Origin of the sequence: Methylobacterium sp. NPDC080182 (assembly GCF_050281105.1) — a bacterium.
In the GTDB taxonomy this organism is placed as follows: domain Bacteria; phylum Pseudomonadota; class Alphaproteobacteria; order Rhizobiales; family Beijerinckiaceae; genus Methylobacterium.
The window spans coordinates 99561-123872 of sequence record NZ_JBNNWO010000001.1 but is presented as its reverse complement, the minus strand read 5'-3'; the positions used below and the strand labels follow the sequence as shown (position 1 = coordinate 123872).

Here is a 24312-nt window from a genome sequence, read left to right as displayed (position 1 = left end):
TCTGGACGTCCGCGCCCGAACGCGTCAGGGTCTCGGCATTCCCTACAGGTCGGGACCACGCGAGCCCCTGGACGCGCGCCGCGCGACGGGACGCCGCGTCCCGACGCACGGAGAGCACGCGCCGCCATGGCCGACACCCTCGTCTCCGCCGCGCCCGTCGATCTCGCCGCCGCGCTGTCGGCGCGCATCCGCGGCATCGGCACGAGCCAGATCGGCCTCGTGGCAGATCGCGGGCGGGACGACCCGGAGGTGGTGAAGCTGTGGATCGGCGAGGGCGACCTGCCGACGCCGCCCTTCATCGTCGAGGCGGCGCACCGGGCGATGCTGGCCGGGCACACCCGCTACACCACGTCGCTGGGCCTGCCGGCGCTGCGCGCGGCGCTCGGCGCCTACCACGCCCGCCACTGGGGCGTGGAGATCCCGCCGGACCGGTTCGGCGTCACGGCGGGCGGCATGAACGCGATCATGCAGGCGGCCCAGGTGCTGCTGGAGCCGGGCGACGAGATGATCATCCCCTCCCCGGCCTGGCCCAATCTCGGCGAGGCGGTCCGCATCGCCGGCGGCGTGCCCGTGACGGTGCCGTACCGCCGCCTGCCGGACGGGCGCTTCGCGCTGCCGCTCGCCGACATCGCGGCGGCGATCACGCCGCGCACCCGGGTGATCATGGTGAACTCGCCCTCGAACCCGACGGGCTGGACCATGCCGCTGGCCGAGATGACGGCCCTGCGCGACCTCGCCCGGGAGCGCGGGCTCTGGATCCTCTCGGACGAGGTCTACGCGCACTTCACCTACGGCAACCGGATCGCGCCGTCCTTCCTGCAGATCTGCGCGGAGGACGACCGGCTGATCGTGACCAACACCTTCTCGAAGAACTGGGCGATGACCGGCTGGCGGGCCGGCTGGGTGATCTACCCCCGCGGCCTCGCGCCGACCTTCGCGAAGCTCGGGCAGTACAGCACCACCTCGATCCCGACCTTCGTCCAGCACGCCTGCATCGCGGCCCTCGAGGAGGGCGACGGCTTCATCCGCACGATGGTGGAGCGCTGCGCCGAGGCCCGCGCGATCCTGGTGGAGGGGCTGTCGGGCCTGCCGGGCGTCACGGTCGCGCCGCCGGACGGGGCCTTCTACCTCATGGCCCGGATGGGCGGCGACGAGCCGAGCCTCGACCTGGCGCTGCGCCTCCTGCGGGAGGCCAAGGTCGGCGTGGCGCCCGGCACCGCCTTCGGCCCGGAGGGCGAGGGTCTCGTGCGGATGTGCTTCGCCATCAGCCCGGAGCTGGCCCGGGAGGCGGTGCGCCGGCTCGCGGGCGCGCTCGGGACGCGGGCGCCGGCCGCGCACTGAGTCGGGCGCGGGCCTCGCGACCGGGACCCCTGGGCCCCCGCCTCAGCGCCCCCAGCGCAGGACCAGCGCGTCGTTCCGGCGGGCGAGCTCGATCAGGCCGGCCCGCGTCGCCGGGTGCAGGGGCTGGATCGGCAGCCGCGCGGTCTCGTGGGCGATCACCCCGCCCTCGGCCATGAGCGCCTTGCAGGCGAGCAGGCCGCACTGCCGGTTCTCGTAGTTGATCAGCGGCAGCCAGCGCGCGTAGGCGTCCATCGCCTCCTCCCGGCGGCCCGCCGCGTAGGCGTCGGTGATCTGCCGGATGCCGTCCGGGTAGCCGCCGCCGGTCATCGCCCCGGTGGCGCCGGCGTCGAGGTCGGCCATCAGGGTGATCGCCTCCTCGCCGTCCCAGGGGCCCGCGACCGCGTCGCCGCCCAGCGCGATCAGCTCGCGGAGCTTGGACGCGGCGCCCGCGGTCTCGATCTTGAAGTAGGCGACGTTCGCGATCTCCCGGGCCATGCGCGCCAGGAACGGTGCCCCGAGCGGCGTGCCCGCCACCGGCGCGTCCTGGATCATGATCGGGATGGAGATCGCGTCCGAGACCGCGCGGAAGAAGTCGAAGATGCCGAGTTCCGGCACGCGGATCGTGGCGCCGTGATAGGGCGGCATGACCATCACCATCGCGGCGCCGGCCTCCTGGGCGCGGCGCGAGCGCTCGGCGCAGACCTGCGTGGCGAAGTGCGTCGTCGTCACGATCACCGGCACGCGGCCGGCCACGTGGTCCAGCACGGCGTCCATCACCCGCTCGCGCTCGTCGTCGGTGAGGACGAACTGCTCGGAGAAGTTCGCCAGGATGCACAGCCCCTGGCTGCCGGCGTCGATCATGAAGTCGACGGCCCGGCGCTGCCCGTCGAGGTCGAGGGCGCCCGCGGCGTCGAAGACCGTGGGGGCGACCGGGAAGACGCCGCGATAGGCGTGGGCGGGCGAAGTCATGCGCGGTCCTCCTGCCGGGATCGCGCGTCCCGGCGGACGGCCGTGTCCGCGGGCGGGATCCGGGCGCCTCTTAGCACGCGGCCTCTATCCTGGCGCGGGCCGGATCGAACCAACCAAGCTGTCGACAAGCGCACCGACTTTCCTGTACGGCCGAGCTCTTCTTTGCTTTGTCCATCGACAGCCGAGATCGCGCGCGGCGGCCGCACGAGAACAGCGTTTTCTTTTCGGAGCTACTGTAATGCGATTCTTCTCTGCCGGCCGCGTCGCGGCGCTCGTCGTCGCGGCGCTCCTCGGCGCGGCCCCCGCCTCGCCCTTCGCCGCGCCCGCGAAGGCCGACGATCTCGACGCGATTCGCGCCGCCAAGACCCTGCGCATCGGCACCGAGGGCACCTACGCGCCCTTCACGTTCCACGACGCGTCCGGGCAGCTCGTCGGCTTCGACGTCGAGATCGGCCGCAAGGTCGCCGAGCAGCTGGGCGTCGCGCCGCAATTCCTCGAGGGCAAGTGGGACGGGCTGATCGCCGGCCTCGACGGCAAGCGCTACGACGTGGTGATCAACCAGGTCGGCATCACCAAGGAGCGGCAGACGAAGTTCGACTTCTCCGAGCCCTACATCCGCGCGCGGGCCGTGCTGATCACCCGGGCGGACCGGTCCGACATCAAGTCCTTCGCGGATCTCAAGGGCAAGAAGTCCGCCCAGAGCCTCTCCAGCAACTTCGCGCGCCTCGCCGAGCAGTCCGGCGCCGAGCTCGTCGGGACGGACGGCTTCGACCAGTCGATCCAGCTCGTCCTCACCGGCCGCGCCGACGCCACCGTCAACGACAGCCTGTCGTTCCTGGACTTCCACAAGCAGAAGCCGAACGCCCCCGTGAAGATCGCCGCCGAGCAGGCCGACGCGGACGCCTCCGGTATCATCATGCGCAAGAACAACCCGGCGCTGAAGGCCGCGATCGACAAGGCGCTGGAGGCGATCAAGGCCGACGGCAGCTACGCGGCGATCGCCCAGAAGTACTTCGGGGCCGACGTCTCCAAGTAGACCGTCCGCAGAGGGCCCGCCCGGACGAGTCCCGCCCGGGGCGCCGCCTCGTACAGCCCCACGCTTCGATCGCCCGGTAGGAGACGCCGCCCCGTGCCGCACTGGCTCGACCTCATGCTCCAGTCGCTGGGGCCGCTGCTCGCGGCCGGCCTGCGCTTCACCGTGCCGCTGACGCTCATCACCTTCGTGCTGGGCCTCGCGCTGGGGCTCGGGACCGCCCTCGTGCGCCTGTTCGCGCCCCGGCCCCTGGCGGCCCTGGCGTGGTTCTACGTGTGGATCTTCCGGGGCACGCCGCTCCTCGTGCAGCTGTTCGTGATCTTCTACGGCCTGCCGAGCGCCGGCATCCTGATCGACGCCTTCCCGGCCGCCGTGATCGGGTTCACCCTCAACGTCGGCGCCTACACGTCGGAGATCGTCCGCGCCGCCATCGCCTCCATCCCGAAGGGCCAGTGGGAGGCGGCCTACGCCACCGGCATGACACCGGTCCAGGCCCTGCGCCGCACGATCCTGCCCCAGGCGGCGCGGGTGGCGGTGCCGTCGCTCGCCAACTCCTTCATCGCCCTGGTGAAGGACACGTCGCTCGCGGCCGCCATCACGGTGCCGGAGCTGTTCCAGGCGGCCCAGCGCATCGTCGCCGTCACCTACGAGCCGCTGATCCTCTACATCGAGGTGGCGCTGATCTACCTCGTCCTGTCGACGCTCCTGTCCTGGCTTCAGACGCTGCTGGAGCGGCGCCTCGGGCGCTACGGCGGCTACCTGGAGGCCCGCGCGTGATCGCCCTGTCGGCCATCGAGAAGCGCTTCGGCGACAACCCGGTCCTGCGGGGCGTCGACCTCGCGGTGCCGGAGGGGCGGGTCACGGCGCTGATCGGCCCCTCGGGCTCGGGCAAGTCGACGCTCCTGCGCTGTGCGAACCTGCTGGAGGTCCCGCAGGCCGGGACGCTGACCCTCGGCGACATACGCCTCACCTTCCGGCCCGGCAGCCCGCCGGCGCGGCGGGACGTGCTCGCCGTGCGCCGGCAGACCGGCATGGTGTTCCAGAATTTCCAGCTCTTCCCCCATCGGACCGTGATGGAGAACGTCACCGAGGGGCTCGTCACCGTCGGCAAGTGGCCGCAGGACCGGGCGCGGGCGCGCGCCCTGGAATTGCTGGAGCGCGTCGGCCTCGCCCACAAGGCCGCGGACTGGCCCGCCAGCCTGTCGGGCGGCCAGCAGCAGCGGGTGGCGATCGCCCGGGCGCTGGCCCCCTCCCCGCGCCTGCTGCTCTGCGACGAGCCGACCTCGGCCCTCGACCCGGAACTCGCCGCCGAGGTGGTGGACGTGCTCGCCGGCCTCGCGAACGCGGGCACGACCATGCTGATGGCGACCCACGACCTGCGCCTCGCGCGGCGCGTCGCCGACACGGTGGTGTTCCTGGAAGGGGGGCATATCGTCGAGCAGGGCGCGGCCGCCGACGTCTTCGCCCGGCCGGCCGACCCGCGCACCCGCCGGTTCGTCCGGACGCTGCTCGGCGAGGCGGCCGAGGGGGGCTGAGCAGGGGCCTGACCGGCCCGGGCCGGGGCGCGCCGATCAGCGCGTCAGGCAGCGCAGGGTGAGCAGATCCTCGACGGTGAGCGCGGTCCCGAAGACCAGGGGCCGCCAGGCCGGCAGGGTGGCGAGGATCAGGCCGGCCGCCAGGGCGAGCCAGGGCAGGACCGGGCGCAGGCCGGGACCGGCGGCCCTCACGCGGGATTCCGCGCCAGCGACGCCTCCTCGCCCTTGCCGACCACCACGAGGCCCAGACCCGCGGCCAGCATGGCGCCGCCCCAGAGCAGGAAGCCGATGTCCCAGTAGAGCCACTGCTCCGGCGGTGCCCGCTCGTTGACGTGGTGCACGCCGAGGATCTCGTGGTCGATCAGGCCCTCGACGAGGTTGAACAGGCCCCAGCCGATCAGGAGCGACCCGGCGAGCAGCTTGCTGGACCAGTAAAGGTGCGTGCGATGCGCGGCGCGCCAGAGGAGGAACAGCCCGAGGACCACGAAGACGTAGGTCGCGCTGTGGAAGAGGCCGTCCCAGCGGGTGTTCAGCTCGAGGTTCGGGATCGTGTCGATCGGGTACCAGCTGCTCAGCATGTGGTGCCATTGCAGGATCTGGTGCAGCACGATCCCGTCGAAGAAGCCGCCGAGGCCGAGCCCGAACAGGATGCCGGCGCTCACGGGGAAGACGCGCTCCCGGGTGTCGGCCGCTCTCTCAACCGCCCTGTCAGCCGCTCTGTCAGCCGCTCTGTCAGCCGCTCTGTCAGCCGCTCTGTCAGCCGCTCTGTCAGCCGCTCTGTCAGCCGCTCTGTCAGCCGCTCTCATGCGCAACTCCGGCGTGGCGGAGGCCGCGGCCGCGCGGGCGACGGCGTCCTGCGGGGAACCCGCCCGGGGCGCCGGCGGATCCGTCACGCCTCCCGCGGGACCGCTTCCGGTCGCGAGACCATCCGCAGGTAGACGGCGAGCCCCGCCAGGAAGACCGCGAGGCCGAGCCCGGTGGCGTAGGGCGCGAAATCCTTGCCGACCACGGCGATCGCCGCGCTGTGGCCCGCCAGGAGGTCGGTGCCGGCGAGCAGCACGCCCACGAAGCTCTCGCCGACGAGGAACCCGGACGCGAGGAGGACACCCCGGCGGCGGGCAGTGCCGACCGCCTTGTCGGCCTTCGCGTCGCCCTTCGCGCCGACCCGGGCGCGCAGCCGGCGCTCGGCGACCCAGCCGAGGATGCCGCCGATGGCGATCGTCATCTCCACCGAGAGCGGCAGGTACATGCCGATGCCGACCGTCAGGGCCGGGAAGGTGAGGTCGCGCCGCTTCAGCCACGTCTCGGCCGCCACCAGGACCACCCCGAGCCCGGCGCCGATCAGCACCATGGTCCAGGGCAACTCGCCGTGCGTGATGCCGTTGGCGATCTGGGTCATCAGGGCCGCCTGGGGCGCCGGCATGGCGCTCCCCGCGTCCTGCCCGTCCCGCGCGGGGGCACCGACGAAGCCGTAGGCCTCGTAGAGCAGCGACAGGAGCGGGGCGATCACCACGGCGCCGACCCCGACGCCGAGGATGAGCGCGACCTGCTGGTGCCAGGGCGTGGCGCCCAGCACCTGCCCGGTCTTCAGGTCCTGCAGGTTGTCGTTGGCGATCGACGAGGTGGTGATGATGACCGACGTCAGCAGCAGCGCCATGCCGGTGACGAACCGGTCTCCCTCCGGCCCGGCGGAATGCCCGAGGATGAAGGGCAGGAGCAGCGCGGTGGCCATCGTGGTCAGGATGCCGATCCCCGAGATCGGGCTCGACGAGGAGCCCAGCAGGCCCGCGAGGTAGCCGCAGGCCGCCGCCATCAGGAAGCCGAACAGGACGGTGAACAGGGTGGCGGCCACCGCCAGCACGATCGTCAGGCCGCCGAGGTCGGCGGCCCCGGCGAAGGCCCAGAACAGTAGCGCGAGCGGGACGCACAGGCCCAGGGTCGCGGCGGCCACCCAGGTGATCGGCAGGTCGCGGTCCTCGCGCGGGTGATCCTTGCCGAGACCGCCGCTGCCCGACAGGGCGGCGCGGATGCTCCCGAGGATCGGGCGCGCCAGCGAGCCCACGGTCCAGAGACCGCCCACCGCGATGATGCCGGCGCCCATGAGGCGCACCTGACCGGACCAGACCGCCTCGGCGGCCGCGCCCGCCGAATTGGCGGGATCGGGCGACAGGGCGGTGAGGATCGGGACCGCGATCCCCCAGGCGATCAGGACGCCGGTCAGCAGCGCGAGGCAGGCACCGATGCCCACGAGGTAGCCGACGCCGACCAGCGCCAGCGAGAAGCCGGTCCCGGTGCGGAACACCGCGCCGCCGAGGCTGACCGCGCCGTTGAGCCCCTCGCCCAGGACCTTCAGCCCCGTGGTGGCGAGCCCGATCGTCCCGGCGGCCGCGGCGGCCCCGAGCAGGTCCCGCAGGCCGTGGCCGCCCTGCTCCTCGTGGCCGGTCCTGAGCACCTCCGCGGCGGCGATGCCCTCGGGATAGGGGAGATCGCTGCCCGACACGAGCGCGCGGCGGAGCGGGATCGAGAAGGCGACGCCGAGCAGGCCGCCCAGCAGGCAGACCGCCGTAGTCTGCCAGAACGGGAAGCCGTGCCAGTGGCCGACGAGGACGAGCCCGGGAAGCGCCAGGATGACGTTGCACAGGGTGCCGGCCGCCGAGGCCTGCGTCTGCACGATGTTGTTCTCGAGGATGCCGGCGCCGCCCATCAGCCGGAACGCGCCCATCGAGATCATCGCGGCCGGGATCGAGGACGAGAACGTCATCCCGGTCTTCAGGCCCATGTAGAGGTTGGCGGCCATGAACACGACCGTGATGGCCGCGCCGAGCGCGATCCCCCGCAGGGTCAGCTCGGCCTGACGGTCCTGCGTCGTCGGCGTGATCGTCGGGCTGCGGGCGTCCATCGTCCACTCGGGCTGCCACAGGCACAGCACGCGAGGGGCCGGAAACGTTCCCGCGCCGCGCCCGGCCCGCCCGGCCTCACCCTGCCCCGCCCCGCCCTGGGGCGATGTGTCCCGGCGCCGACCGGGCCTGTGATGCAGTCACCCGGCGCGGCGGCGGGTTTGGCAGCAGACCGCCCCGTCCGGGTGCGATCCGCTCCTCGTCGGGAAGGCGCCGCCTTGTCCAAGTGGTATCTCTACGGCATCGCCCTCGTGGCCGGCGTCGCGAACGCCATCGAGCCGGGCCAGAACGCCACGCTGGCGAAGGTCACAGGGCAGCCGATGCTGGCCGGCCTGTTCTGCTTCGGCCTCGCGATCGCCTGCTTCCTCGCCGCGATGGCCGTCGCCCGGCTGCGCGGCCGCTCCCAGGCCGAAGCGGCCACGCCCGTGCCCTGGTGGGCTTGGCCGGGCGGCGTGCTCGGGGCGGCGGTCGTCCTGGCGCAGCTCTACATCTCCGAGAAAGTCGGCGCGGCGCCGTTCCTGGGCTGCGTGATCACCGCGGGCGTGGTCGGCTCGATCCTCCTCGACCATCACGGCCTCGTGGGCTTCGCGCGCCACCGCGCCGGGCGCTGGCGCATCCTCGGCGGCGCGCTGATGGTCGCGGGCGTCGCCCTCGTGGCGGCGTTCTGACGGGACCGTCGATCCGCCGACCGCCTCCCATCCTCAGGATCCCAGCATGCTCTTCCTGTACGGCTTCGCGCTGCTCGCGGGCATCGCCACCGCGATCGAACCGGGCCAGAACGCGGGCCTCGCCAAGTCCCTCGCGCGGCCGCTGCTCGCCGGCGTGGTGAGCCTCGTCGTCAGCGTCGCGGCGATCTGCGTCGCCATGCTGGTGACGGGGCAGTACGGGTGGCCGACGCTGGACCGCCTCGCGCAGGTGCCCTGGTGGGCATGGCTCGGCGGCGTGATGAGCGCGGGCCTGACGATGGCGCAGCTCTCCGTCTCCGCGCGGATCGGGGCGGCCACCTTTCTCGGACTGATCGTGACGGCGGGCGTCGTCACGTCGATCCTGCTCGACCATTTCGGCCTCGTGGGCTTCAAGGTCCACGAGGCCGGCCTGTGGCGCATCCTCGGCGGCGCCCTGATGATCGGCGGCGTGGCGCTGGTCGCCCGGTTCTGAGGCCCGCCCCGGCGGATCAGATCGTCCAGCCGCCGTCGATCACGACGGCCTGGCCGGTCGTGTAGGTCGCGCCCGCGAGGTAGACGGCGAGGTCGGCGATCTCCTCGGGCGTGCCGAGCCGGCCGATCGGCTGGCGCGCGATGAAGGCCGCGCGGGTCTGCTCGTAGTCGCCCTGCTGGCGGATGCGCTCCTGCAGCGACGGGCTCTCCACCGTGCCGGGGCAGATGGCGTTGCAGCGGATGTTGTGGCCGACATAGTCGGCGGCCACCGCCTTGGTCAGGCCGATCACCGCCGCCTTCGTCACCCCGTAGGCGAAGCGGTTGGGCACGCCCTTCACCGAGGAGGCCACCGAGGCCATGTTGACGATGGCGCCGTCGCGGCGCTCCAGCATGCCGGGCAGGACCGCCCGGATCGTGCGGATCATCGCCTTGACGTTGAGGTCGAGGGCGAAGTCGAGCTCGTCGTCGCGCATCTCCAGGATGGTGCCGGCGTGGACGGTGCCGGCGCAGTTGAACAGGATGTCGACCGCGCCGATGCGCGCGACCAGGGCCCCGACCGCGTCCGCGTCCAGCACGTCGAGGGTCGCGGTGCTCAGGCTGTCGGCGCGCAGGTCGGCGAGGGCGTCCGCGTTGATGTCGGTGGCGTGGACCCGCGCCCCGGCGCGGGCGAAGGCGAGCGCGCTGGCGCGCCCGATCCCCTGACCCGCCGCCGTGACCAGGACCGTCTTTCCGGAAAGATCTGCCATTGCTCGCTCCAGCAGGCTGCGCGGCGCCGCGCGGGCGTCCGGACCGGGCCGCGCCCGGCGGGGCCGCCGATCAGGTCCGGTGGGCCCGGCCGAGCGGCCCATCCTTGTAGGTTCTGACCGCGCCGGGCTCCAGGCCCAATCGCGTCGGATCCGGGGCCGCCATTCGGGCGTTCTCCCGGCGTCACCGTACCTAAGGAGGATCGCCGTGGGGCTCGCCGCCTTCGTCTTCTTCGTCGTCCCGTGGATGGCCGTCGCGATCTGGATGTCGATGCGGCCGTCCGGCGCGCGCCTCGGCACTCCGTCCGCCCCCTGGCGCCCGCTGACGGATTACCCGCCGCCGGCCCGGGACCAGCGGCAGGCCGGCGAGACGCGGAGCATGGAGTCGGGCTCCGCCCACGACGGCAAGCACGCGCCGATCGAGGCCGTCTAGAGCGCCCGCCGCCGGATTAACTACTGGCCCGGCGCGCGCGAGCGTGTCGGGAGAAGAGTTCCGCGCCGGGTCAGGCCTCCGCCTGCAGCAGGTGGAGGTTGAAATCTCCGCCCTCCCCCGTCCACAGGGCGCGGGGCTGCCAGCCGCTCTCGGCCGCGAGCGCCCGGAAGGCGTCCGCCGGGTACTTGTGCGACGTATCGGTCCGGACGCTCTCCCCCGCCGCGAACGCGATGGTCCGGTCGCCCAGCCGGTAGCTCGCCGGCCGGGTCGCGACGAGGTGGGCCTCGACCCGCAGCGGGTCCGGGCAGATCCGCACGGCGTGCCGAAAATTGTCGCTGTCGAAATCGGCGCCGAGTTCCCGGTTCAGCCGCGTCAGGATGTTGCGGTGGAACGCGGCCATGAGGCCGTCGGCGCGCCCGTAGGCGCGCTGCAGGCGGTCCGGGTCGGCGGTGCCGTCCGCGCCGACGAGGAAGAGGCTCGGCCCGAGCGTGGCGCGCGCGCGCTCGAGGAACTGCCGGGCCCCGCGCGGGTCGAAGTTGCCGATGCTCGTTCCCGGATAGAAGCCCAGGATGCCCCCCGGCCCGGCACCTCGCGGCAGCTGGACCGGCTGCGAGTAGTCGGCACAGACCGGGATCATCGGGATGCCGGGGTAATCGGCGGCCAGCCGCCGGATCGCGGCCTCCAGGTACGCCCCGGAGATGTCGATCGCCACGTAGGCCGCCGGTTCGGGCAGCGCGTCGAGGAGCGTGCGGATCTTGCGGCTCGCGCCGCTGCCGAACTCGACGACGGTCACCCCCGGCGTCAGCCGGCGCGCCACGTCGGCGGCGACCTGCGGCAGGACGGTCATCTCCTGCGCAGTCGGGTAGTAGTCGGCGCTGTGGCAGATCCTGTCGAACAGGTCCGAGCCGGTCTCGTCCCAGAGATACTTTCCCGGCAGCGTCTTCGGCTCGGCGGAGAGGCCCGCGAGGGCGTCCCGGAGGAAGGTGTCGGTCGAGCTGTCGGTCATGCTGTCGGTCATGGCCGGGTCACCGGGCGCGTGGCGGTCAGGACGACGAGGGCGAGCCGCTCGACCGCGTCGTAGGCGGGCGTCGCGAGTTCCTCGCCGTACGCGTCCGGGTCGAACTCGCGGTAGGTCCAGTCCAGCCCGGCCCGGTCGCAGAGGTCGGCCACGGCGTCGCGGAACGGGTCCTCGCCGTCGACGATCGCCGCGCCGGTGAACAGGACGAGGCTGCCGCCGGGCGCGAGCCGCTCGGCCGCCTGCTCGGCCACCGCGAGCGGCAGCCCGGCCCCGAGGGGGCCGCCGCCGTGCCGGTAGGCCCGTTCCGCCGTGTCGATCATGAAGGGCGGGTTCGACACGATGAGGTCGAACGGGCCCTCGACGTCGCGCAGCAGGTCGCTGCGGCGGACATCGACCCCGTCGGTCCCGGCGAGCCGGGCGTTGACGCGCGCCGCCCGCATGGCCGCCGGGTTGATGTCCACGAGCACCACCTCGGCGCCCGGCGCCCTCTTGGCGACGCAGATCCCGGCCGCGCCCGAGCCGCAGCCGATATCGACCGCGCGCCGCACCGGCCGCGACCGCGCCTCGAGATGCGCGATCACCGCCGCGGCGAAGCGCGCCGTGTCAGGCCCGAAGAACACCGCGTCGGCCGCGCTCGGGGGATACGCGGAATGGGCGAACAGCTCGCCGTCGAGGCTGGAGACGCGCAGCGTCGGCCGCAGCAGCGGGCCGTCCTCGAGCACGGCGCCGGCCGCCCGCATCAGGCGCAGGATCGGCTCCGGGACCAGGTCGGCGCGGAACGGCCGGCTCCAACCGAACACGTCGCGCAGGCTGCGCGCCTCGGCGTGCCGCGGCCGGGCGTTGACGTGGGCGTGGGTGGCCGGGGTCACGGTGGTGAAGGTGTAGCCGGTCTCGCGCAGGGCGCGCGCCAGCGCCAGCACCGCCTCCTCGTCCTCGGGAAACGGAGCGGCAATCGGAACGGAACGCGTCATCGGTCGGCCCTCAGCTGTCCATCCGGCGCATCACGAAGGCGCACGACGCGCGACCGGCGGCGACCTGCCGGACGTCCCCGGTCGAACAGCACCGCGAAGCTCCGGAACAGGCCCGGCTGCGCGCGGTACCGCGCGGTACCGACAGAGGAAGGCGAGCAGGGCCAGGTAGATGCGGGCGTCGTCCAGGCCCGATGAAGTCCCAAAACGGCGCGGCGACGGGATGGTGATCGTCATACGTGGGAAGCTGCATCGGAGCGTCGGTTCACACCACCGGTAGCCGGCGCGCGCACCCCCGCCCGACCGGCCGCGGTGTCGTCCCGACTCGAATGCCCGGAGAACCGGAAGCCGCAGGCATTGTTCCCTGCGCAATACGCGCAGATCGGCCCCTGATCTATGTTAATCCCGGAGTTCAAATATCTTGTTTTGGTTTAATACTCACATGATGTAGATCGACACACGGAATGACCGATGATCGGGCCCACCGACAGGTGGGCACGGCTGGTCGCCGCGCGGGACCGCGGTGCGGCGGCGCGGACACGCTCGCCGGGTCGCGATCGTCGCCGGAGGCGGCGTTAACCATCCGATTACCGGGCGATCCTAGCGCGATCGACTGAAACGGCGCCCCCGCGCCGGCCGGTCGCGCACGATGAACGCCGCATCATTCCTGTATTCCTGGTCCGCCGCCGCCGCGACGCACCTCGATCTGTTCGGGTCGCTGGGCCTGATCCTGGGCTTTACTGCGGGGGTGATGCCGCGGCGCGCCTGGATCCTCGCGGCCTCGGCGGCCTGTGCCGCCTGTTTCGGCGCGCATTACCTGACGCTCGGGGCGCTCACCGGGACGGCGATGTGCGCCATCTCGGTGCTGCAGAGTCTCGTCTCCCTCCGCTGCGTCGGCGCGCCCGGCCGGGGCGGCTGGGTGCCGCCGGTCTTCGCCGCGAGCACCCTCGCGGCGGCGTGCCTGACGGCGGCCACGTGGAACGGCTGGCCGTCGGCCTGCGCGGCCGCGGGCTCGCTGCTCGCCACCGGCGCGCGGCTCCAGGCGGCGCCGCAGGCGATGCGGCAGCTCTTCCTCGGCGCCTCCCTGTGCTGGGCCGGGCACAATCTCCTGGTCGGCTCGGTCTTCGGACTGACCTGCGACGTGCTGACGATCCTCGGTCTCGCGATCGCGCTGCTGCGCGCCGCCCCGGTCCCGCCGATGGAGCCGGTCGCGCCCGACTGCGCGCGGGCGTGAGACGCCCCGGGCCTGCGGCGATGGATCCGGGAAACCCGCCGCGGCCCCGCCGTTGCACGGGAGCGGGCGCGTGACGCCCCGCGGCCGAGGAAGAGAGCGGGATTTGCCGGACGCGACCTATCCACCCCTCGACGTGCTCAAGCCAGTGGCCGAGGGCGTCTGGATCGTCGACAGCGGGCCGCTCCGCGCCCTCGGCATCCCCCTGCCCGTCCGGATGACCGTCGTCCGTCTCGGGGACGGATCGGTCTGGCTGCACTCCCCCACGCGCTACGACGCGGGCCTGCACCGCGCGATCGCCGCGCTCGGACCGATCCGCCACCTGGTCGCGCCCAACATCGCCCACTGGACCTTCCTGAAGGACTGGCAGGCGCAGTGTCCGGAAGCCCTGACCTGGGCAGCCCCGAACCTGCGCGAGCGTCGCCAGGTCCGCCGCGCCGGCCTGCGCGTCGACCGGGTCCTGGAGGATGCGGCGCCGCCCGACTGGGCGGCGGACCTGCGCCAGGTCGTCGTGCCGGGCGGGTTCGGCTTCCGGGAAGTCGCGTTCTTCCACGGCGCGAGCCGCACGCTGATCCTCACCGACCTCGTCCTCAACCTCGAGCCCGCGAAGATGCCGGCGCTGCTGCGTCCGCTCCTGCGCCTCGCCCGCATGACGCCGCCGCACGGCGAGCCGCCGCCCTACCTGCGCCTCGTGATCAGGCTCCGGCGGCGCGACGCCGCGCGGGCGGCCGCGGATCTCGTCGGCCTGGCGCCGGAACGGGTCGTGTTCGCGCACGGACTCTGGTTCGCCGCGGACGGTGCGGCCCGGCTGCGACGCTCGCTCCGCTGGCTCGGGACGCCGTCCTGAGGATCACCCCGAGGATCACCCCGAGTTTCGCCGTCGCCGCCGTCAGGCCGCGGCGATCAGCTGCCGCATGATCCAGGCCCGGGCCGCCGGAAGGTCCGCGAACAGCGGCGGCCCGAGGGGATCGATCGGGCCGAACCCGGCTTCGAGGAACCACTTCCCGGCATCGGCCCCGTGCTGCGCCGAGAGACGGACCAGGATCGCGACCAGGAACCCGTCGGCGAAGACGAGCTGACTCTCGGCATCGTCGCTGCCGGTCGCGACCTGCACGGCCTGCAGGCTCAGGATCATGCGGCCATCGCCTTCACGACGCGAGCGGGTTGGGGGCGTGCGACCGGAGGCGATCGTCGCACCGCGGCGGCGGCGCGGATCTCCGTGCCGGCACACTGATCAATCAGCCCTTCGCCCCGAAGTTCCGGCCTCGCGGCGGTCCGGAACACGGCCGGAACCGCCCGGTTGGCCAACCATGGACCGGTGGCCGCGCGGAGCAGGATCGCAGATGGATGACAGGCAGATGGCCCGCGGGCTGGCTTGGTTCGGGATCGGGCTCGGCCTCGCCGAGACCTTCGCGCCCCGGCGCGTCGCCGCCGCGACCGGCCTCGACGGCCACGAGGCCCTGATCCAGCTCTACGGCCTGCGCGAGATCGCCTCGGGCGCGGCGATCCTGGCTGCCGCCGAGCCGGAGCGGCATCTCGGCCTGCGGGTGGGCGGGGATCTCCTCGATGCCGGCCTGCTGGCGGCCCGCGCCACGCCCTCGAACCCGCGGCGCAACCGCACCCTGGCCGCGGCCCTGGCGGTGGCGCCCGTCGTCATGCTGGATGCCGCCATCTGGCTGAGAGCGCGCGAGAGGCGCGGCCCATCTCCGGGCGATCCCGGCCGGAGGTCCGGCGCGATCGCGCGATGACCGTTACAAGGGTGGCGACGGGGGTGGCGACGGGGATGTGGCGACGGGAGCGGTGCGCTCAGGGCTGTCCGGGCGCGTCCTTCGCCGGGTCTCGCCCAGAATCGTCCGCCTCGCCTTCCGCGGCGGGTTCGGTCCCCTCGATCGCGCGGGCGAGCTCGGTCAGCACCTCCTCCACCATCGGCGGCCAGGGGGCCCTCTCCTCATCCATCAGGCGGGCCGCGCCGACCAGCGCGGAGATCTGCGCCTCGTAGACCGGGCGGCCTACCAGCTGCGCGTAGCGCACGCGCGCCGCGAGCGCCGTGGCCAGGCGCTGAACCTCCGCGATCTTCGCGCTCGGCGCGCCGCTGCCGTCGCCGTTGCCCATCCGTCCACCCCCTCGGGATCCTCACCGATCCTCATAGGCCATGGCCGGGACACAGTCAGGACCGGCTACCAGGCTTCGAGAATCCGGCCGCCGACGAGCGCGACCACGACACCGACGAGCAGCGCCATGCCGATGTCCCGGAGCGGCGCGGTGATCAAGCCGGCCTCGGGAGCCGGCGGCGACACGTAGCGGGTCAGGCTCTCGGGCAGCGCCGGCGCCGGCGGCACGGGGGCCCTCCGCCGAAGGGCCAGGCGGATGCGGTGCATGGGCGTGATCCCCGGACGACCTCAGGCGGTCTCGACCTGGCGGGGCCCGGCGGCCGCCTGGGCCTTCCGCGCGGACGTCTTCGGCCGGACGAAATCGCCGAGGGGCTTGCAGGTCGGCAGGCCGATCACCTCGACCGACCGGGTCGCGGCCTGGGGCGCCGCATTGCGCGGAACGAGAACCTCCGTCCCGTCCGCACTCTCCGTCTGCCCTTCGCCGAGATCCGGCAGCTCGACGCGATGCCCGACCAGGTACGCCTCGATATCGATGAGGCGGTGGCGCAGCCGCCAGATATCGTTCTCGACGCCGTTGATCTGCACGAGGAGGTCGGAGACGGTGCCCTGACGCGCCGCGATCGCCGAGAGCACAGAGGCCCGCTCGTTCAGCAGCACGGCCTTGACGGTCGGGTTCATGACGTACGCCTCCGAATGTTACAGCACCACGATTCCCGAATTCGGAAGCGAAGACAGTTCTCAAAATGGCTTAGCCGTTACGCCCGAAGGTGAACGGCCGCATTCAGCCGCCGAACGACTCGCGCCGGGGTGCCGATCGCGCGCGGAGGCGGGAACTTCTCGCGCGCGCGTGCGTCAGTTTCGCACAGACCGACGCACGCAGTGCTGGGAGCTTCACATGCGCAGATCCGCGACTCTCGCCATGGCCGCCGCCCTGACCCTGGCCTCCGTCACCGCCTGGGCCGACCCGGTGAGCCAGACGGGCACCGGCGGCGGGCCCGCCACCACCGCCAAGGCGCCCCATACCGCCGCGACCGGCCAGACGGTGCCCAATCCCGGCGCCCTCGGCCCGAACGAGACCGGCAGCATCGAGCGCCGCGACGCCGTCGAGGAGCGCAACGACGCGATCACCCGCGGCATCTGCATTGGCTGCAACCGCTGATAGCCGCGGACCGACGGCTGCAGGGCGTCGGCAAGACCGCGCGCCTACGGCGTCCCGGGCATGACCGCGATTCATGGCCGGGGTGCGGTGGCCGCGGCCGGGGGTTGAAGCCCCGGCCGCCCTGGCCCAAATCAGCGCGCCTCACCGACCATGAACAGGAGTGAACACGTGGCAAACGAGTCTGTCGAACAGGCGGCAGAGAAGACCTATTTCGGCCTGACCCTCTCGCAGCACGCGGACCGGATCCGGAAGCTCGCGACGGAGCGGGGCCTGACCGGGGAGACGTTCGACCGCGTGACCGCGCAGGCCGTGGCGATGATCCCGACCATCAAGGTGACCGACGCCGCCCAGCGGTGAGCCGGGCCGGGCCGATCATCGCTCGGCCCGCAGCCCCTTGAGCATGCGCCGGGCGATGGTCCGCACGGCCTCATCGTCCCGCGCCTCGCCCTCGACCGTATCCCACAGGTGGACGAGGCTGCCCTCGAGTTCGTCCAGCAGCTCCGGGTTCTGCCGCGCCAGGAACCGCATCGTCCCGAACAGGAGATGCTCGGTCGCCATCTCGCGCCGGCGCGCCTCGGTGACGGGATCCGGGTGCGGCTTGGATGTCTGATCGCTCATGGCCGGCCAACGGCCCGCGCGGGCCGCGGTTCGCCGGGCCGCGCGCGGTGCGACGCCGCGGACGGCCCCGAGCCTCGACGACGCACGCGACCGGGAACAGCGCCGGACCGACACGGTTTTCCGGTCAGGAACGGGCGTCCGGAGAGGGCTGACGATGGCCGAGGCGGATCCGCGCAAACCCGGGGACGAGGCCCCGCCCGGCACGCCGGGCACCGGCGAGAACCTGTGCCGGACCTGCGGCGGCACCGGCAAGGTCGCCGACGCGCAGTGCTCCGATTGCCGGGGCAGCGGCACGGTGACGACCGGCATCGGCGGCGCCTGACGCCGTATTCCCCGGCACGATCGGCGCGGAGACCGCGACGCGCTCAGCGCCGCAGCGCGCCGAGCCATGCGGTGAGCGGCTCCACGAACGCCGCCCAGGTCCGTGACCACACCGTGCCGGTGCGGGCGTCCGCCGGGCGCGCGCCGGACATCAGGGCCGCCACCAGGGCATCCTCGCGGGCCTTGCACTCGTCGAGGGCGTTGCGCTCGTCGCCGGCGCGGCTCTGCCCCGTCGGCTGATGCCCCGTGGCGTCCCGCAGGCAGCGGTGCCACGCGCGCTCCAGCTCGGCCGGATCGGTGGCTCCGGCGGCCGGCCCCGCAACCGCAGGTCCGGCGGTCAGGAGGAGCATCGCGGACAAGCTGAGCACCGGCATGCGCATGCTCGCTCTATGCCCGATTCGTGCCCCCGAGGGATAGAACGTAGCAGCAACAGTGGCCGCGGCTCGGCACGGCTGGGCTCGGCCGCCGGTCAGCCGGCCCGGCCGTGCTTCGCCACCCGGCAGCCGTGATCCATCAGGTATTCGGCACTGGCCTCAGGCTCCCGATAGGCGAGCAGGATCATCCCGCCCCGCGGATCCCCGGGATCGGCCTCCACCGCCGCGAAGCTCGCGTCGTGCAGGTGGCCCTGCCAGCCCGGCACGCGGGCCAGTGCGGCGAACGGGTTGAACGCCGCGACCGCGTCCGCCGGGACCCGCATGGCGAGGTAGGACACCTCCGCCAGCGGCACCGGGAACGGGGCCCAGCTGTCGCCGACGGCGTCGCCGTGGGCCTTCAGGGCCGCCGTGACGCTCCGGCGCATGCAGTCGAGGTGGATGTGCAGCTGATCCTGGCTGCGGCCGCCCACGGAATTCACCTCCAGGCCCACCGCGGAGGGGGGCAGGCGACCCTGCAGCGCGTCCGACACGTAGTGCCGGGCCGCGAGCGCCGCCCGCCAGTAGGCCGCTCCCCGCGGTCCCTGGAGCACGGGGGCCTCGATGCCCGAGACGCTGTCGGTGGGCATCACCACCGTGTGGGTGGGCTGGCCCGGCGCCCGCAGCACCGCCGTTCCCGGGCGCGCCGCGTCGCCGAGATCGACCGCGAGGCAGGGAAAGCTCCGGCCCGCGGCCTTCTTGGCGAGCACGCAGCCCTGCAGCGCCACCCAGAGCACGTCCCGCACCGGATTGGCCGCGATGGCGGCCGGCATCACCGAGAAGGCGAGAAGGGTCGCGACGACCAGAGTACCACGCATGATCAGATGTTCCGGTCCCCGGCCGTCGTTATGATACGTCGGGCGGCGCGCCATCGTTGTACGCGGCCGCCGTCGCCGCGAGGTTACGTTTCCGCGATGCTGAGATCGAATGCGCAGTGGCACGGCCTGATACGGGTCGCGGCCTGGATCCTGGTGGCGCTGATCGCCGCGATCACGCTGGTGCCGATCGGCCTCCGCCCGGTGGTCACGGCCAATCCCAGCTACGAGCGCGTCGCGGCCTATGCTCTGGCCGGGCTGCTCATGACGGTGGCCTACCCGCGGCACTGGCTCTGGATCCTGGCGGGCAGCGTCGTCCTGGCCGGCGGCCTGGAAGCCGGCCAGACCCTCACCGGGACCCGCCACGGCCGGTTCGACGACTTCCTGATCAAGGCCGCCGCCGGGCTCGTCGGCGCCCTGGCGGGCCGCCCGCTCGCGATCCTGGCCGACCGCGCCCTCGCCGGCGGCACCGCGGCCGGCACCACCCTGGCCGGCCGCGATCTGGGCGACCGCACCTGCGGCTGAGCCGTGTCCGCCGTCGCGCCCATGCCGCCGGCGCATGGGCGCGGCTCCGGTCCGGTGCCGGACGACGGGCCGCGGGCGGAAACCGCCGAGCTTGACCCGCGTTGCTTTGAAGGGGCTCTCACGCGAGGTGCTGCATGTTCGGCGCGGCCAAGCTCACGGGACGGTTCTGGTTCCGCAAGACGTGGACGGGCAAGCTGGTCCTGCTCGTCGAGGAAGAGAGGCCGCGGTGGTTCAGCCGCACCGGCCTCACCAAGCTCCGCTGGCGCGACGCCCGCCTGCTCGATCTGGCCGAGGCGCCGATGCGCACCCTGATGACCCTCGAGCGCAGCTACCGCGCCGACTACGCGGCCGGGCCCGCGCGGGTCCTGCAGGCCGTCATCCCGCCCGGGACGCGGGGCGCGATCGCCACGCCGATCGGGACCGCGGCCAACGCCTGAGCGTCGCCGCGGCGCGAGGGCGCGGGCCGAGCATGGAGGGGCAGGGCTCGGCCCGCCTGTCGTTCGGCTTCTTACCCCCAAAGCCGGAGCGACCCTGTCAGTGACCACGGTCAGGGTTAACGCTTTGTGAAAAGGCCCCGGCCGGTCGGTGGCGGCCGGAGGCGCCCAGAGGCGCCCGAGGATCCGGCAATCGGGGTGCCGGCGGGCGAAAGATCCGGCGCGAAATGCGCCACTGATCTATGTTGGTATTCGCCACTCCATTCGGTAGATAACAGGCATAATGGGTTATCTTCGTGCAGATAAGGACTTGACTGTCGAGAAGCGAATGCACGTTCATGGATCACTCACACGTGAGAGGCGCCCATGGAAGATAGCAATCCTGCACCGCATCAGGACCCGATCGATTTCGTCGAGCTGACCGCCGATATTGTTTCGGCTTATGTCGCCAACAACTCCGTTCCGGTTCCCGACCTCCCGTCGCTGCTGTCCGGCGTCCACGCCGCGCTGGCCGGTCTCGGGCACACGACGGTCACGTCGGAGCCCGAATTCAAGAAGGCGACGCCCGCGCAGATCAAGAAGTCGATCACGCCCGACGCCCTGATCAGCTTCATCGACGGCAAGCCGTACAAGACGCTCAAGCGGCATCTCACCGGCAACGGCATGACGATCGAGCAGTACCGGCAGCGCTACGGACTGCCGCCGGACTACCCGACAACCGCGTCCAACTACTCGGCGATGCGCGCCGAGTTCGCCCGCAACGCCGGCCTCGGCCACAAGCGCCGCGGCCCGGCCGCCAAGCGGAGCGAGCCCGCGGAGACCGTCGCGGCGGAGGCCGGCGCCGGCACGAAGGCTTCCAAGGGCCGCAAGACCCGGAAGGCCGCCGCGGAGGCGTGAGGCCCCGGCCGCGCGCTCCGGCGCGCACTGCCGGCGCCCCGCGCGCCAGGACCTGAGATGACGGGACCGGGTACGGCCTCGCCGGACCCACCCGTCACCTCCCGGCCGGTCCCGGACCGGCGCGCGTCGGAACGACCCCTGCGGCCAGCCGTTGGGCCGGTTGAACGCCCGACCGCGCGACGGAGCCACGCTTGACCCGATCGATCCCCGCCCTCGTCCTCGCCGCCGCCACGCTGGCCGCCCTTCCGGCCGCGGCCCGGGCGCAGGATCGGCCCGGCCCCGGGGCGGCGCCACCGGCCGAGACCGCGCCGAAGCCGGCGGCCGACACGAAGGATCCGGGCAAGACCGCGACGGAGGCCGTCACGCATCCCTCCGCCGTGCCGCCGACCGAGGGCGCGGTCGGCACCGGCAAGCCCCCGGCCACGGGCGACGCCCCGACGACCGGCCGGTAGAGTCCGCCCCCGCACCCCCAACCCTGTCCGCCCGCCGCCACCCCCGGCCGGCGGCCACATCCCCGTCGCGGCCGAGCCTCGTCCCGGCCGCGCATCGGCCCTGTCGGGCGAGGTGAGCCGGATCATGCGTCCAGACCGGGCCGTTCACGCCGGCCGCGCGCCCATCGTCCGCGCTCGAAACCCGGCACGTCCCTGGTGGCGCCTGCTGCGCCGGCACAGCACCGGCATCGCCGCGCCGGACCCGCGTCTCTGGGCCCTGACCCTGGCGATCGTCGCGGTCGACGCCGTCTGGATGGCCGCGTCCGGCATCGCTGCCGCGCCCCTGGGCTTCGCGCTCGCGGGCCTCGCCGTCCTCGTCCTGCTGAGCGCCGCCGCCTGCCTGAGCACGGTGAAGTCCGACCCGCCCCTGCGCGGCATGGCCCTGGCGAGCGCGTTCCTCATCGCCTTCACGGTGCCGGTGGCGGTCCTGCACTTCCTCGCCGCCGGGATCGGGCTGCCCTTCGTCGATCCCGCGCTGGCCCGCATCGAGGCCGCCCTCGGCTTCGACTGGACCGGTCACGTGGCGTTCCTGGCGCGGCACCCGACGCTGTCGTGGTGGCTGGCGCTCGCCTACCATTCCAGCGGCCCGCAGGTCGGGCTCGTGGTGATCGCGCTGAGCGCGACCCGCCGCCTCGGCCGGCTCTGGACCTACATCCGGCTGTTTTCCGCGACGCTGCTGTGCGTGATCGTCCTCGCCGCCCTGCTGCCGGCCCTCGGCCCCTACGCCCACTACGCCCCGCGGGTCGTCCCGTCCGAGCCCCTGGAGACGGTCGGCGCGCTCTGGCACCTGGAGCCGGTGGCGCGGCTGCGGGCCGGCACCCTGCACACGCTGGCGCTCGGTGACCTGCGCGGCCTCGCGACCTTCCCGTCCTTCCACGTGTGCCTCGCGGTCCTCACGGCCTGGGCGCTGGCGCCGGTGCCGCTCCTCGGCCCCCTGGCCGCCCTGCTGAACGCCGCCGTGATCGTCGCGACCGTCGGGTCGGGCGGTCACTACCTGCCGGACGTGCTGGCGGGCGGTGTCCTGGCCCTCGCGGCCCTGGCCTGCCGCGCCCGGCGGCGCGGGTCGACGGCCGATCCCGCCGCGCGCGATCCCGCCACCCGGAGGATCGACGCGCTCGAGGCGATCCGGCCCGCCGACGCCTGAGAACGGGTCGGGCCGCGAACATCCCCCAGCCCGGCGGATGGGCCAGGGAGCGGGGAAGGCGCGACGATGACCCGGGCCCGGTGGACGATCCGCGGTTCCGTCGCCGCCGCGCGGCTCCGGTCGATGTCCGAGACGCCCACGGGCGCCGACGGCACCGCCCGGATCCCGCGGCCCCGACGGCCCCGCTTGCCCCCCGACCCCGCGCTCCATAGATCCCGACGATGACGGCACTCCCCTTCGACAACAGCTACGCCCGCCTGCCGGAGCGCTTCTACGCCCGCCGGCCGCCGACGCCCGTGGCGGCGCCGCGCCTCGTCCGGCTGAACCGCGCGCTCGCCGAGGAGCTCGGCCTCGATCCGGACTGGCTCGCCGGGCCGGACGGCGTCGCGGCGCTCGCGGGGAACGCGGTCCCGGACGGCGCCGACCCGATCGCCGCGGCCTATGCCGGGCACCAGTTCGGCCAGTTCGTGCCCCAGCTCGGCGACGGCCGCGCGGTCCTGCTCGGCGAGGTCGTCGACCGGAACGGGCGCCGCCGCGACATCCAGCTGAAGGGCGCGGGCCCGACGCCGTTCTCCCGGCGGGGCGACGGGCGGGCAGCGCTCGGCCCGGTCCTGCGCGAGTACCTCGTCAGCGAGGCCATGGCGGCGCTCGGCATCCCGACCACCCGGGCCCTCGCCGCCGTGACGACCGGCGAGCCGGTGGTGCGCGAGACGCTCCTGCCGGGCGCGGTCCTCACGCGGGTGGCGGCGAGCCACATCCGGGTCGGCACCTTCCAGTTCTTCGCGGCGCGGGGCGACGTCGAGGGGCTGCGGGCGCTCGCCGACCACGTCGTCGCCCGGCACCATCCGGACGCGGCCGGGGCCGGCAATCCCTACCGGGCGCTGCTGGAGGGCGTCGTCGCGGCCCAGGCGGCCCTCGTCGCCCGCTGGTTGCACGTCGGCTTCGTCCACGGCGTGATGAACACCGACAACATGTCGGTCGCGGGCGAGACGATCGATTACGGGCCCTGCGCGTTCCTCGACGCCTACGATCCCCGGACGGTCTACAGCTCCATCGACCGCAACGGCCGCTACGCCTACGGCCAGCAGCCGCGGATCGCGCTCTGGAACCTGACCCGGCTCGCCGAGACGCTGCTGCCGCTCCTCGCCGAGGGCGAGGACGCCGCGGTCGCCGAGGCCGAGGCGGCGCTGGCCACCTTCGCGCCGCGCTTCGAGGCGGCCTATCACGGCGGCCTCGCCCGCAAGCTCGGCCTCGCCGAGACTCGCGACGGCGACGCCGAGCTGGCGGGCGACCTCCTCAAGGGCATGGCCGAGAACCAGGCCGACTTCACCCTGACGTTCCGCCGGCTCTGCGACGCGGCGGCGCGGCCTGAGGCCGACGCGGCCGTGCGCGACCTGTTCGTCGACCCGACGCGCTACGATGCCTGGGCGGCCGCGTGGCGCGCGCGGCTGGCGCAGGAGGCGCGCGACCCGGTCGAGACCGCCGCCGCGATGCGCCGGGAGAACCCGGCCTTCATCCCGCGCAACCACCGGGTCGAGGCGATGATCGAGGCCGCCGTGGAGCGGGACGACTTCGCGCCGTTCGCGACGCTCCTCGCCGTCCTGGCCCGCCCCTACGACGACCAGCCGGACCACGCCGCCTTCGCGGAGGCGCCCGCGGGCGGCGGCGTCGGCTACCGGACCTTCTGCGGCACCTGAGCCCGCGCGCCGCCGGTCAGGACCGCGGCCACGTGAAGATCTCGCGCAGCCCGCCCGCGTGGCGAAACCAGTGGACGCGGGTCGCTGGATTGAAACCGTGATCCTGGTACGAAGTGGCGATCACCGACACGAGAGTCTCGGCCGCCGAGCGGTCGTGAATGTCGTAGGCCAGAAGTTTGGGAGTACCGTCGGTCTCGCGGGTGAGATCGCGAACCAGAATCGAATACGACATACCCCCCCCTCCTTTCGACACAAAGCATGTACTCAAGATTATATCGCCAAAGCCAGGATCGTTCGCGGAAGGATCGTGTAAAGGTTAAACAACGTTAACGGGAATGTGTTGATTTGATACGGCCCCGATTGGA

General features: G+C 73.2%; 34 protein-coding genes. 19 read left to right on the top strand and 15 right to left on the bottom strand.

Going from position 1 to position 24312, the window contains the following annotated elements:
* Positions 1-126: 126 nt before the first annotated feature.
* Positions 127-1341 (top strand): pyridoxal phosphate-dependent aminotransferase, encoded by a 1215-nt coding sequence (locus ACQKQD_RS00630; protein ID WP_427507219.1) that lies wholly within the window; start codon positions 127-129, stop codon positions 1339-1341.
* A gap of 42 nt (positions 1342-1383) precedes the next feature.
* Here ACQKQD_RS00630 and ACQKQD_RS00625 read toward each other — a convergent pair whose 3' ends face one another.
* On the bottom strand, positions 1384-2310 hold the full coding sequence (locus tag ACQKQD_RS00625) for a dihydrodipicolinate synthase family protein (protein ID WP_427507218.1): 927 nt from the start codon (positions 2308-2310) through the stop codon (positions 1384-1386).
* A 238-nt stretch (positions 2311-2548) separates the two neighbouring features.
* On the opposite strand from ACQKQD_RS00625, the gene ACQKQD_RS00620 reads away from it, so the two are divergent.
* From ACQKQD_RS00620 to ACQKQD_RS00610, 3 genes are all read left to right on the top strand, one after another.
* Positions 2549-3346, top strand: coding sequence for an amino acid ABC transporter substrate-binding protein (locus ACQKQD_RS00620; protein ID WP_427507217.1), 798 nt, complete (start codon positions 2549-2551; stop codon positions 3344-3346).
* A 93-nt stretch (positions 3347-3439) separates the two neighbouring features.
* Positions 3440-4120: an amino acid ABC transporter permease gene (locus ACQKQD_RS00615; protein ID WP_091926432.1), complete on the top strand. Its 681-nt coding sequence runs from the start codon at positions 3440-3442 to the stop codon at positions 4118-4120.
* A complete protein-coding gene (locus ACQKQD_RS00610) occupies positions 4117-4878 on the top strand; it encodes an amino acid ABC transporter ATP-binding protein (RefSeq protein ID WP_427507216.1) in 762 nt (253 codons plus the stop codon). The genes ACQKQD_RS00615 and ACQKQD_RS00610 overlap by 4 nt, the downstream gene beginning before the upstream one ends.
* A 36-nt stretch (positions 4879-4914) precedes the next feature.
* Here ACQKQD_RS00610 and ACQKQD_RS00605 read toward each other — a convergent pair whose 3' ends face one another.
* The 3 genes from ACQKQD_RS00605 to ACQKQD_RS00595 all read right to left on the bottom strand — a co-directional run bounded on the left by ACQKQD_RS00605 (position 4915) and on the right by ACQKQD_RS00595 (position 7777).
* A complete protein-coding gene (locus ACQKQD_RS00605; protein ID WP_020090965.1) occupies positions 4915-5070 on the bottom strand; it encodes a hypothetical protein in 156 nt (51 codons plus the stop codon).
* Entirely contained in the window at positions 5067-5540 is a 474-nt protein-coding gene (locus tag ACQKQD_RS00600) for a DUF2243 domain-containing protein (RefSeq protein WP_091676107.1), read from the bottom strand. The genes ACQKQD_RS00605 and ACQKQD_RS00600 overlap by 4 nt, the downstream gene beginning before the upstream one ends.
* Positions 5541-5767: 227 nt before the next feature.
* On the bottom strand, positions 5768-7777 hold the full coding sequence (locus ACQKQD_RS00595) for an OPT family oligopeptide transporter (RefSeq protein WP_427507215.1): 2010 nt from the start codon (positions 7775-7777) through the stop codon (positions 5768-5770).
* A 216-nt stretch (positions 7778-7993) separates the two neighbouring features.
* On the opposite strand from ACQKQD_RS00595, the gene ACQKQD_RS00590 reads away from it, so the two are divergent.
* Entirely contained in the window at positions 7994-8443 is a 450-nt protein-coding gene (locus ACQKQD_RS00590) for a DMT family transporter (protein WP_056522921.1), read from the top strand.
* Positions 8444-8489: 46 nt separating this feature from the next.
* Positions 8490-8933 (top strand): DMT family transporter, encoded by a 444-nt coding sequence (locus ACQKQD_RS00585; RefSeq protein ID WP_020090969.1) that lies wholly within the window; start codon positions 8490-8492, stop codon positions 8931-8933.
* A gap of 16 nt (positions 8934-8949) precedes the next feature.
* Here the strand turns inward: ACQKQD_RS00585 and ACQKQD_RS00580 are convergent, their stop codons facing one another.
* The gene (locus ACQKQD_RS00580; RefSeq protein ID WP_427507214.1) at positions 8950-9678 is read right to left on the bottom strand and encodes an SDR family oxidoreductase; all 729 of its coding nucleotides are present in this window, start codon (positions 9676-9678) and stop codon (positions 8950-8952) included.
* A gap of 205 nt (positions 9679-9883) precedes the next feature.
* Here ACQKQD_RS00580 and ACQKQD_RS00575 point away from each other — a divergent pair, with 205 nt between their 5' ends.
* On the top strand, positions 9884-10108 hold the full coding sequence (locus ACQKQD_RS00575; protein WP_020090971.1) for a hypothetical protein: 225 nt from the start codon (positions 9884-9886) through the stop codon (positions 10106-10108).
* A 70-nt stretch (positions 10109-10178) separates the two neighbouring features.
* Here the strand turns inward: ACQKQD_RS00575 and egtD are convergent, their stop codons facing one another.
* Both egtD and ACQKQD_RS00565 read right to left on the bottom strand, forming a co-directional pair.
* On the bottom strand, positions 10179-11126 hold the full coding sequence (gene egtD / locus ACQKQD_RS00570) for an L-histidine N(alpha)-methyltransferase (RefSeq protein WP_427507213.1): 948 nt from the start codon (positions 11124-11126) through the stop codon (positions 10179-10181).
* A complete protein-coding gene (locus ACQKQD_RS00565; protein WP_427507212.1) occupies positions 11123-12097 on the bottom strand; it encodes a methyltransferase in 975 nt (324 codons plus the stop codon). Before ACQKQD_RS00565 ends, egtD begins: the two co-directional genes overlap by 4 nt.
* Before the next feature lie 646 nt (positions 12098-12743).
* Here ACQKQD_RS00565 and ACQKQD_RS00560 point away from each other — a divergent pair.
* Both ACQKQD_RS00560 and ACQKQD_RS00555 read left to right on the top strand, forming a co-directional pair.
* Positions 12744-13328, top strand: coding sequence for a YgjV family protein (locus ACQKQD_RS00560; protein ID WP_020090974.1), 585 nt, complete (start codon positions 12744-12746; stop codon positions 13326-13328).
* Between the two features lie 103 nt (positions 13329-13431).
* Complete coding sequence (locus ACQKQD_RS00555) at positions 13432-14172, top strand: DUF4336 domain-containing protein (RefSeq protein ID WP_091676086.1); 741 nt, start codon at positions 13432-13434, stop codon at positions 14170-14172.
* A gap of 42 nt (positions 14173-14214) precedes the next feature.
* Here ACQKQD_RS00555 and ACQKQD_RS00550 read toward each other — a convergent pair whose 3' ends face one another.
* Positions 14215-14460 (bottom strand): hypothetical protein, encoded by a 246-nt coding sequence (locus tag ACQKQD_RS00550; RefSeq protein ID WP_091676084.1) that lies wholly within the window; start codon positions 14458-14460, stop codon positions 14215-14217.
* Positions 14461-14668: 208 nt separating this feature from the next.
* Here ACQKQD_RS00550 and ACQKQD_RS00545 point away from each other — a divergent pair, with 208 nt between their 5' ends.
* Positions 14669-15073 (top strand): hypothetical protein, encoded by a 405-nt coding sequence (locus ACQKQD_RS00545; protein ID WP_427507211.1) that lies wholly within the window; start codon positions 14669-14671, stop codon positions 15071-15073.
* Between the two features lie 58 nt (positions 15074-15131).
* Here ACQKQD_RS00545 and ACQKQD_RS00540 read toward each other — a convergent pair whose 3' ends face one another.
* From ACQKQD_RS00540 to ACQKQD_RS00530, 3 genes are all read right to left on the bottom strand, one after another.
* The gene (locus tag ACQKQD_RS00540; protein ID WP_056522904.1) at positions 15132-15437 is read right to left on the bottom strand and encodes a hypothetical protein; all 306 of its coding nucleotides are present in this window, start codon (positions 15435-15437) and stop codon (positions 15132-15134) included.
* Between the two features lie 65 nt (positions 15438-15502).
* Positions 15503-15703: a hypothetical protein gene (locus ACQKQD_RS00535; RefSeq protein WP_020090979.1), complete on the bottom strand. Its 201-nt coding sequence runs from the start codon at positions 15701-15703 to the stop codon at positions 15503-15505.
* A gap of 21 nt (positions 15704-15724) precedes the next feature.
* Positions 15725-16114, bottom strand: a complete 390-nt coding sequence (locus ACQKQD_RS00530; RefSeq protein ID WP_427507210.1) for a hypothetical protein — start codon at positions 16112-16114, stop codon at positions 15725-15727.
* Between the two features lie 217 nt (positions 16115-16331).
* Between ACQKQD_RS00530 and ACQKQD_RS00525 the strand changes: the two genes are divergently transcribed.
* Positions 16332-16595 carry a hypothetical protein gene (locus ACQKQD_RS00525; protein WP_026604594.1) on the top strand — a complete coding sequence of 88 codons (264 nt, stop codon included), beginning with the start codon at positions 16332-16334 and terminating at the stop codon, positions 16593-16595.
* A gap of 168 nt (positions 16596-16763) precedes the next feature.
* Positions 16764-16952, top strand: a complete 189-nt coding sequence (locus tag ACQKQD_RS00520) for a hypothetical protein (protein ID WP_020090982.1) — start codon at positions 16764-16766, stop codon at positions 16950-16952.
* 15 nt (positions 16953-16967) lie between these two features.
* Here the strand turns inward: ACQKQD_RS00520 and ACQKQD_RS00515 are convergent, their stop codons facing one another.
* On the bottom strand, positions 16968-17213 hold the full coding sequence (locus ACQKQD_RS00515; RefSeq protein WP_170868072.1) for a hypothetical protein: 246 nt from the start codon (positions 17211-17213) through the stop codon (positions 16968-16970).
* Positions 17214-17367: 154 nt separating this feature from the next.
* Here ACQKQD_RS00515 and ACQKQD_RS00510 point away from each other — a divergent pair, with 154 nt between their 5' ends.
* Positions 17368-17535: a hypothetical protein gene (locus ACQKQD_RS00510; protein WP_020090984.1), complete on the top strand. Its 168-nt coding sequence runs from the start codon at positions 17368-17370 to the stop codon at positions 17533-17535.
* A 43-nt stretch (positions 17536-17578) separates the two neighbouring features.
* On the opposite strand, the gene ACQKQD_RS00505 is transcribed toward ACQKQD_RS00510, so the two are convergent.
* Both ACQKQD_RS00505 and ACQKQD_RS00500 read right to left on the bottom strand, forming a co-directional pair.
* A complete protein-coding gene (locus tag ACQKQD_RS00505; RefSeq protein ID WP_427507209.1) occupies positions 17579-17908 on the bottom strand; it encodes a hypothetical protein in 330 nt (109 codons plus the stop codon).
* 95 nt (positions 17909-18003) lie between these two features.
* Positions 18004-18762: a CDP-diacylglycerol diphosphatase gene (locus ACQKQD_RS00500; RefSeq protein ID WP_427507208.1), complete on the bottom strand. Its 759-nt coding sequence runs from the start codon at positions 18760-18762 to the stop codon at positions 18004-18006.
* 96 nt (positions 18763-18858) lie between these two features.
* Here ACQKQD_RS00500 and ACQKQD_RS00495 point away from each other — a divergent pair, with 96 nt between their 5' ends.
* The 6 genes from ACQKQD_RS00495 (at position 18859) to ACQKQD_RS00470 (ending at position 23947) form a co-directional block, all read left to right on the top strand.
* Positions 18859-19284 (top strand): hypothetical protein, encoded by a 426-nt coding sequence (locus ACQKQD_RS00495; RefSeq protein ID WP_056522893.1) that lies wholly within the window; start codon positions 18859-18861, stop codon positions 19282-19284.
* 134 nt (positions 19285-19418) lie between these two features.
* Positions 19419-19721, top strand: a complete 303-nt coding sequence (locus ACQKQD_RS00490; RefSeq protein WP_020090988.1) for a hypothetical protein — start codon at positions 19419-19421, stop codon at positions 19719-19721.
* A 363-nt stretch (positions 19722-20084) separates the two neighbouring features.
* Positions 20085-20615 (top strand): MucR family transcriptional regulator, encoded by a 531-nt coding sequence (locus ACQKQD_RS00485; protein ID WP_427507207.1) that lies wholly within the window; start codon positions 20085-20087, stop codon positions 20613-20615.
* Positions 20616-20806: 191 nt separating this feature from the next.
* Positions 20807-21067: a hypothetical protein gene (locus ACQKQD_RS00480; RefSeq protein WP_020090990.1), complete on the top strand. Its 261-nt coding sequence runs from the start codon at positions 20807-20809 to the stop codon at positions 21065-21067.
* 124 nt (positions 21068-21191) lie between these two features.
* A complete protein-coding gene (locus ACQKQD_RS00475) occupies positions 21192-22250 on the top strand; it encodes a phosphatase PAP2 family protein (protein WP_427507206.1) in 1059 nt (352 codons plus the stop codon).
* 221 nt (positions 22251-22471) lie between these two features.
* Positions 22472-23947 carry a protein adenylyltransferase SelO gene (locus tag ACQKQD_RS00470; protein ID WP_091977891.1) on the top strand — a complete coding sequence of 492 codons (1476 nt, stop codon included), beginning with the start codon at positions 22472-22474 and terminating at the stop codon, positions 23945-23947.
* A gap of 16 nt (positions 23948-23963) precedes the next feature.
* On the opposite strand, the gene ACQKQD_RS00465 is transcribed toward ACQKQD_RS00470, so the two are convergent.
* A complete protein-coding gene (locus ACQKQD_RS00465) occupies positions 23964-24179 on the bottom strand; it encodes a hypothetical protein (protein ID WP_056522883.1) in 216 nt (71 codons plus the stop codon).
* Between the last annotated feature and the right edge of the window lie 133 nt (positions 24180-24312).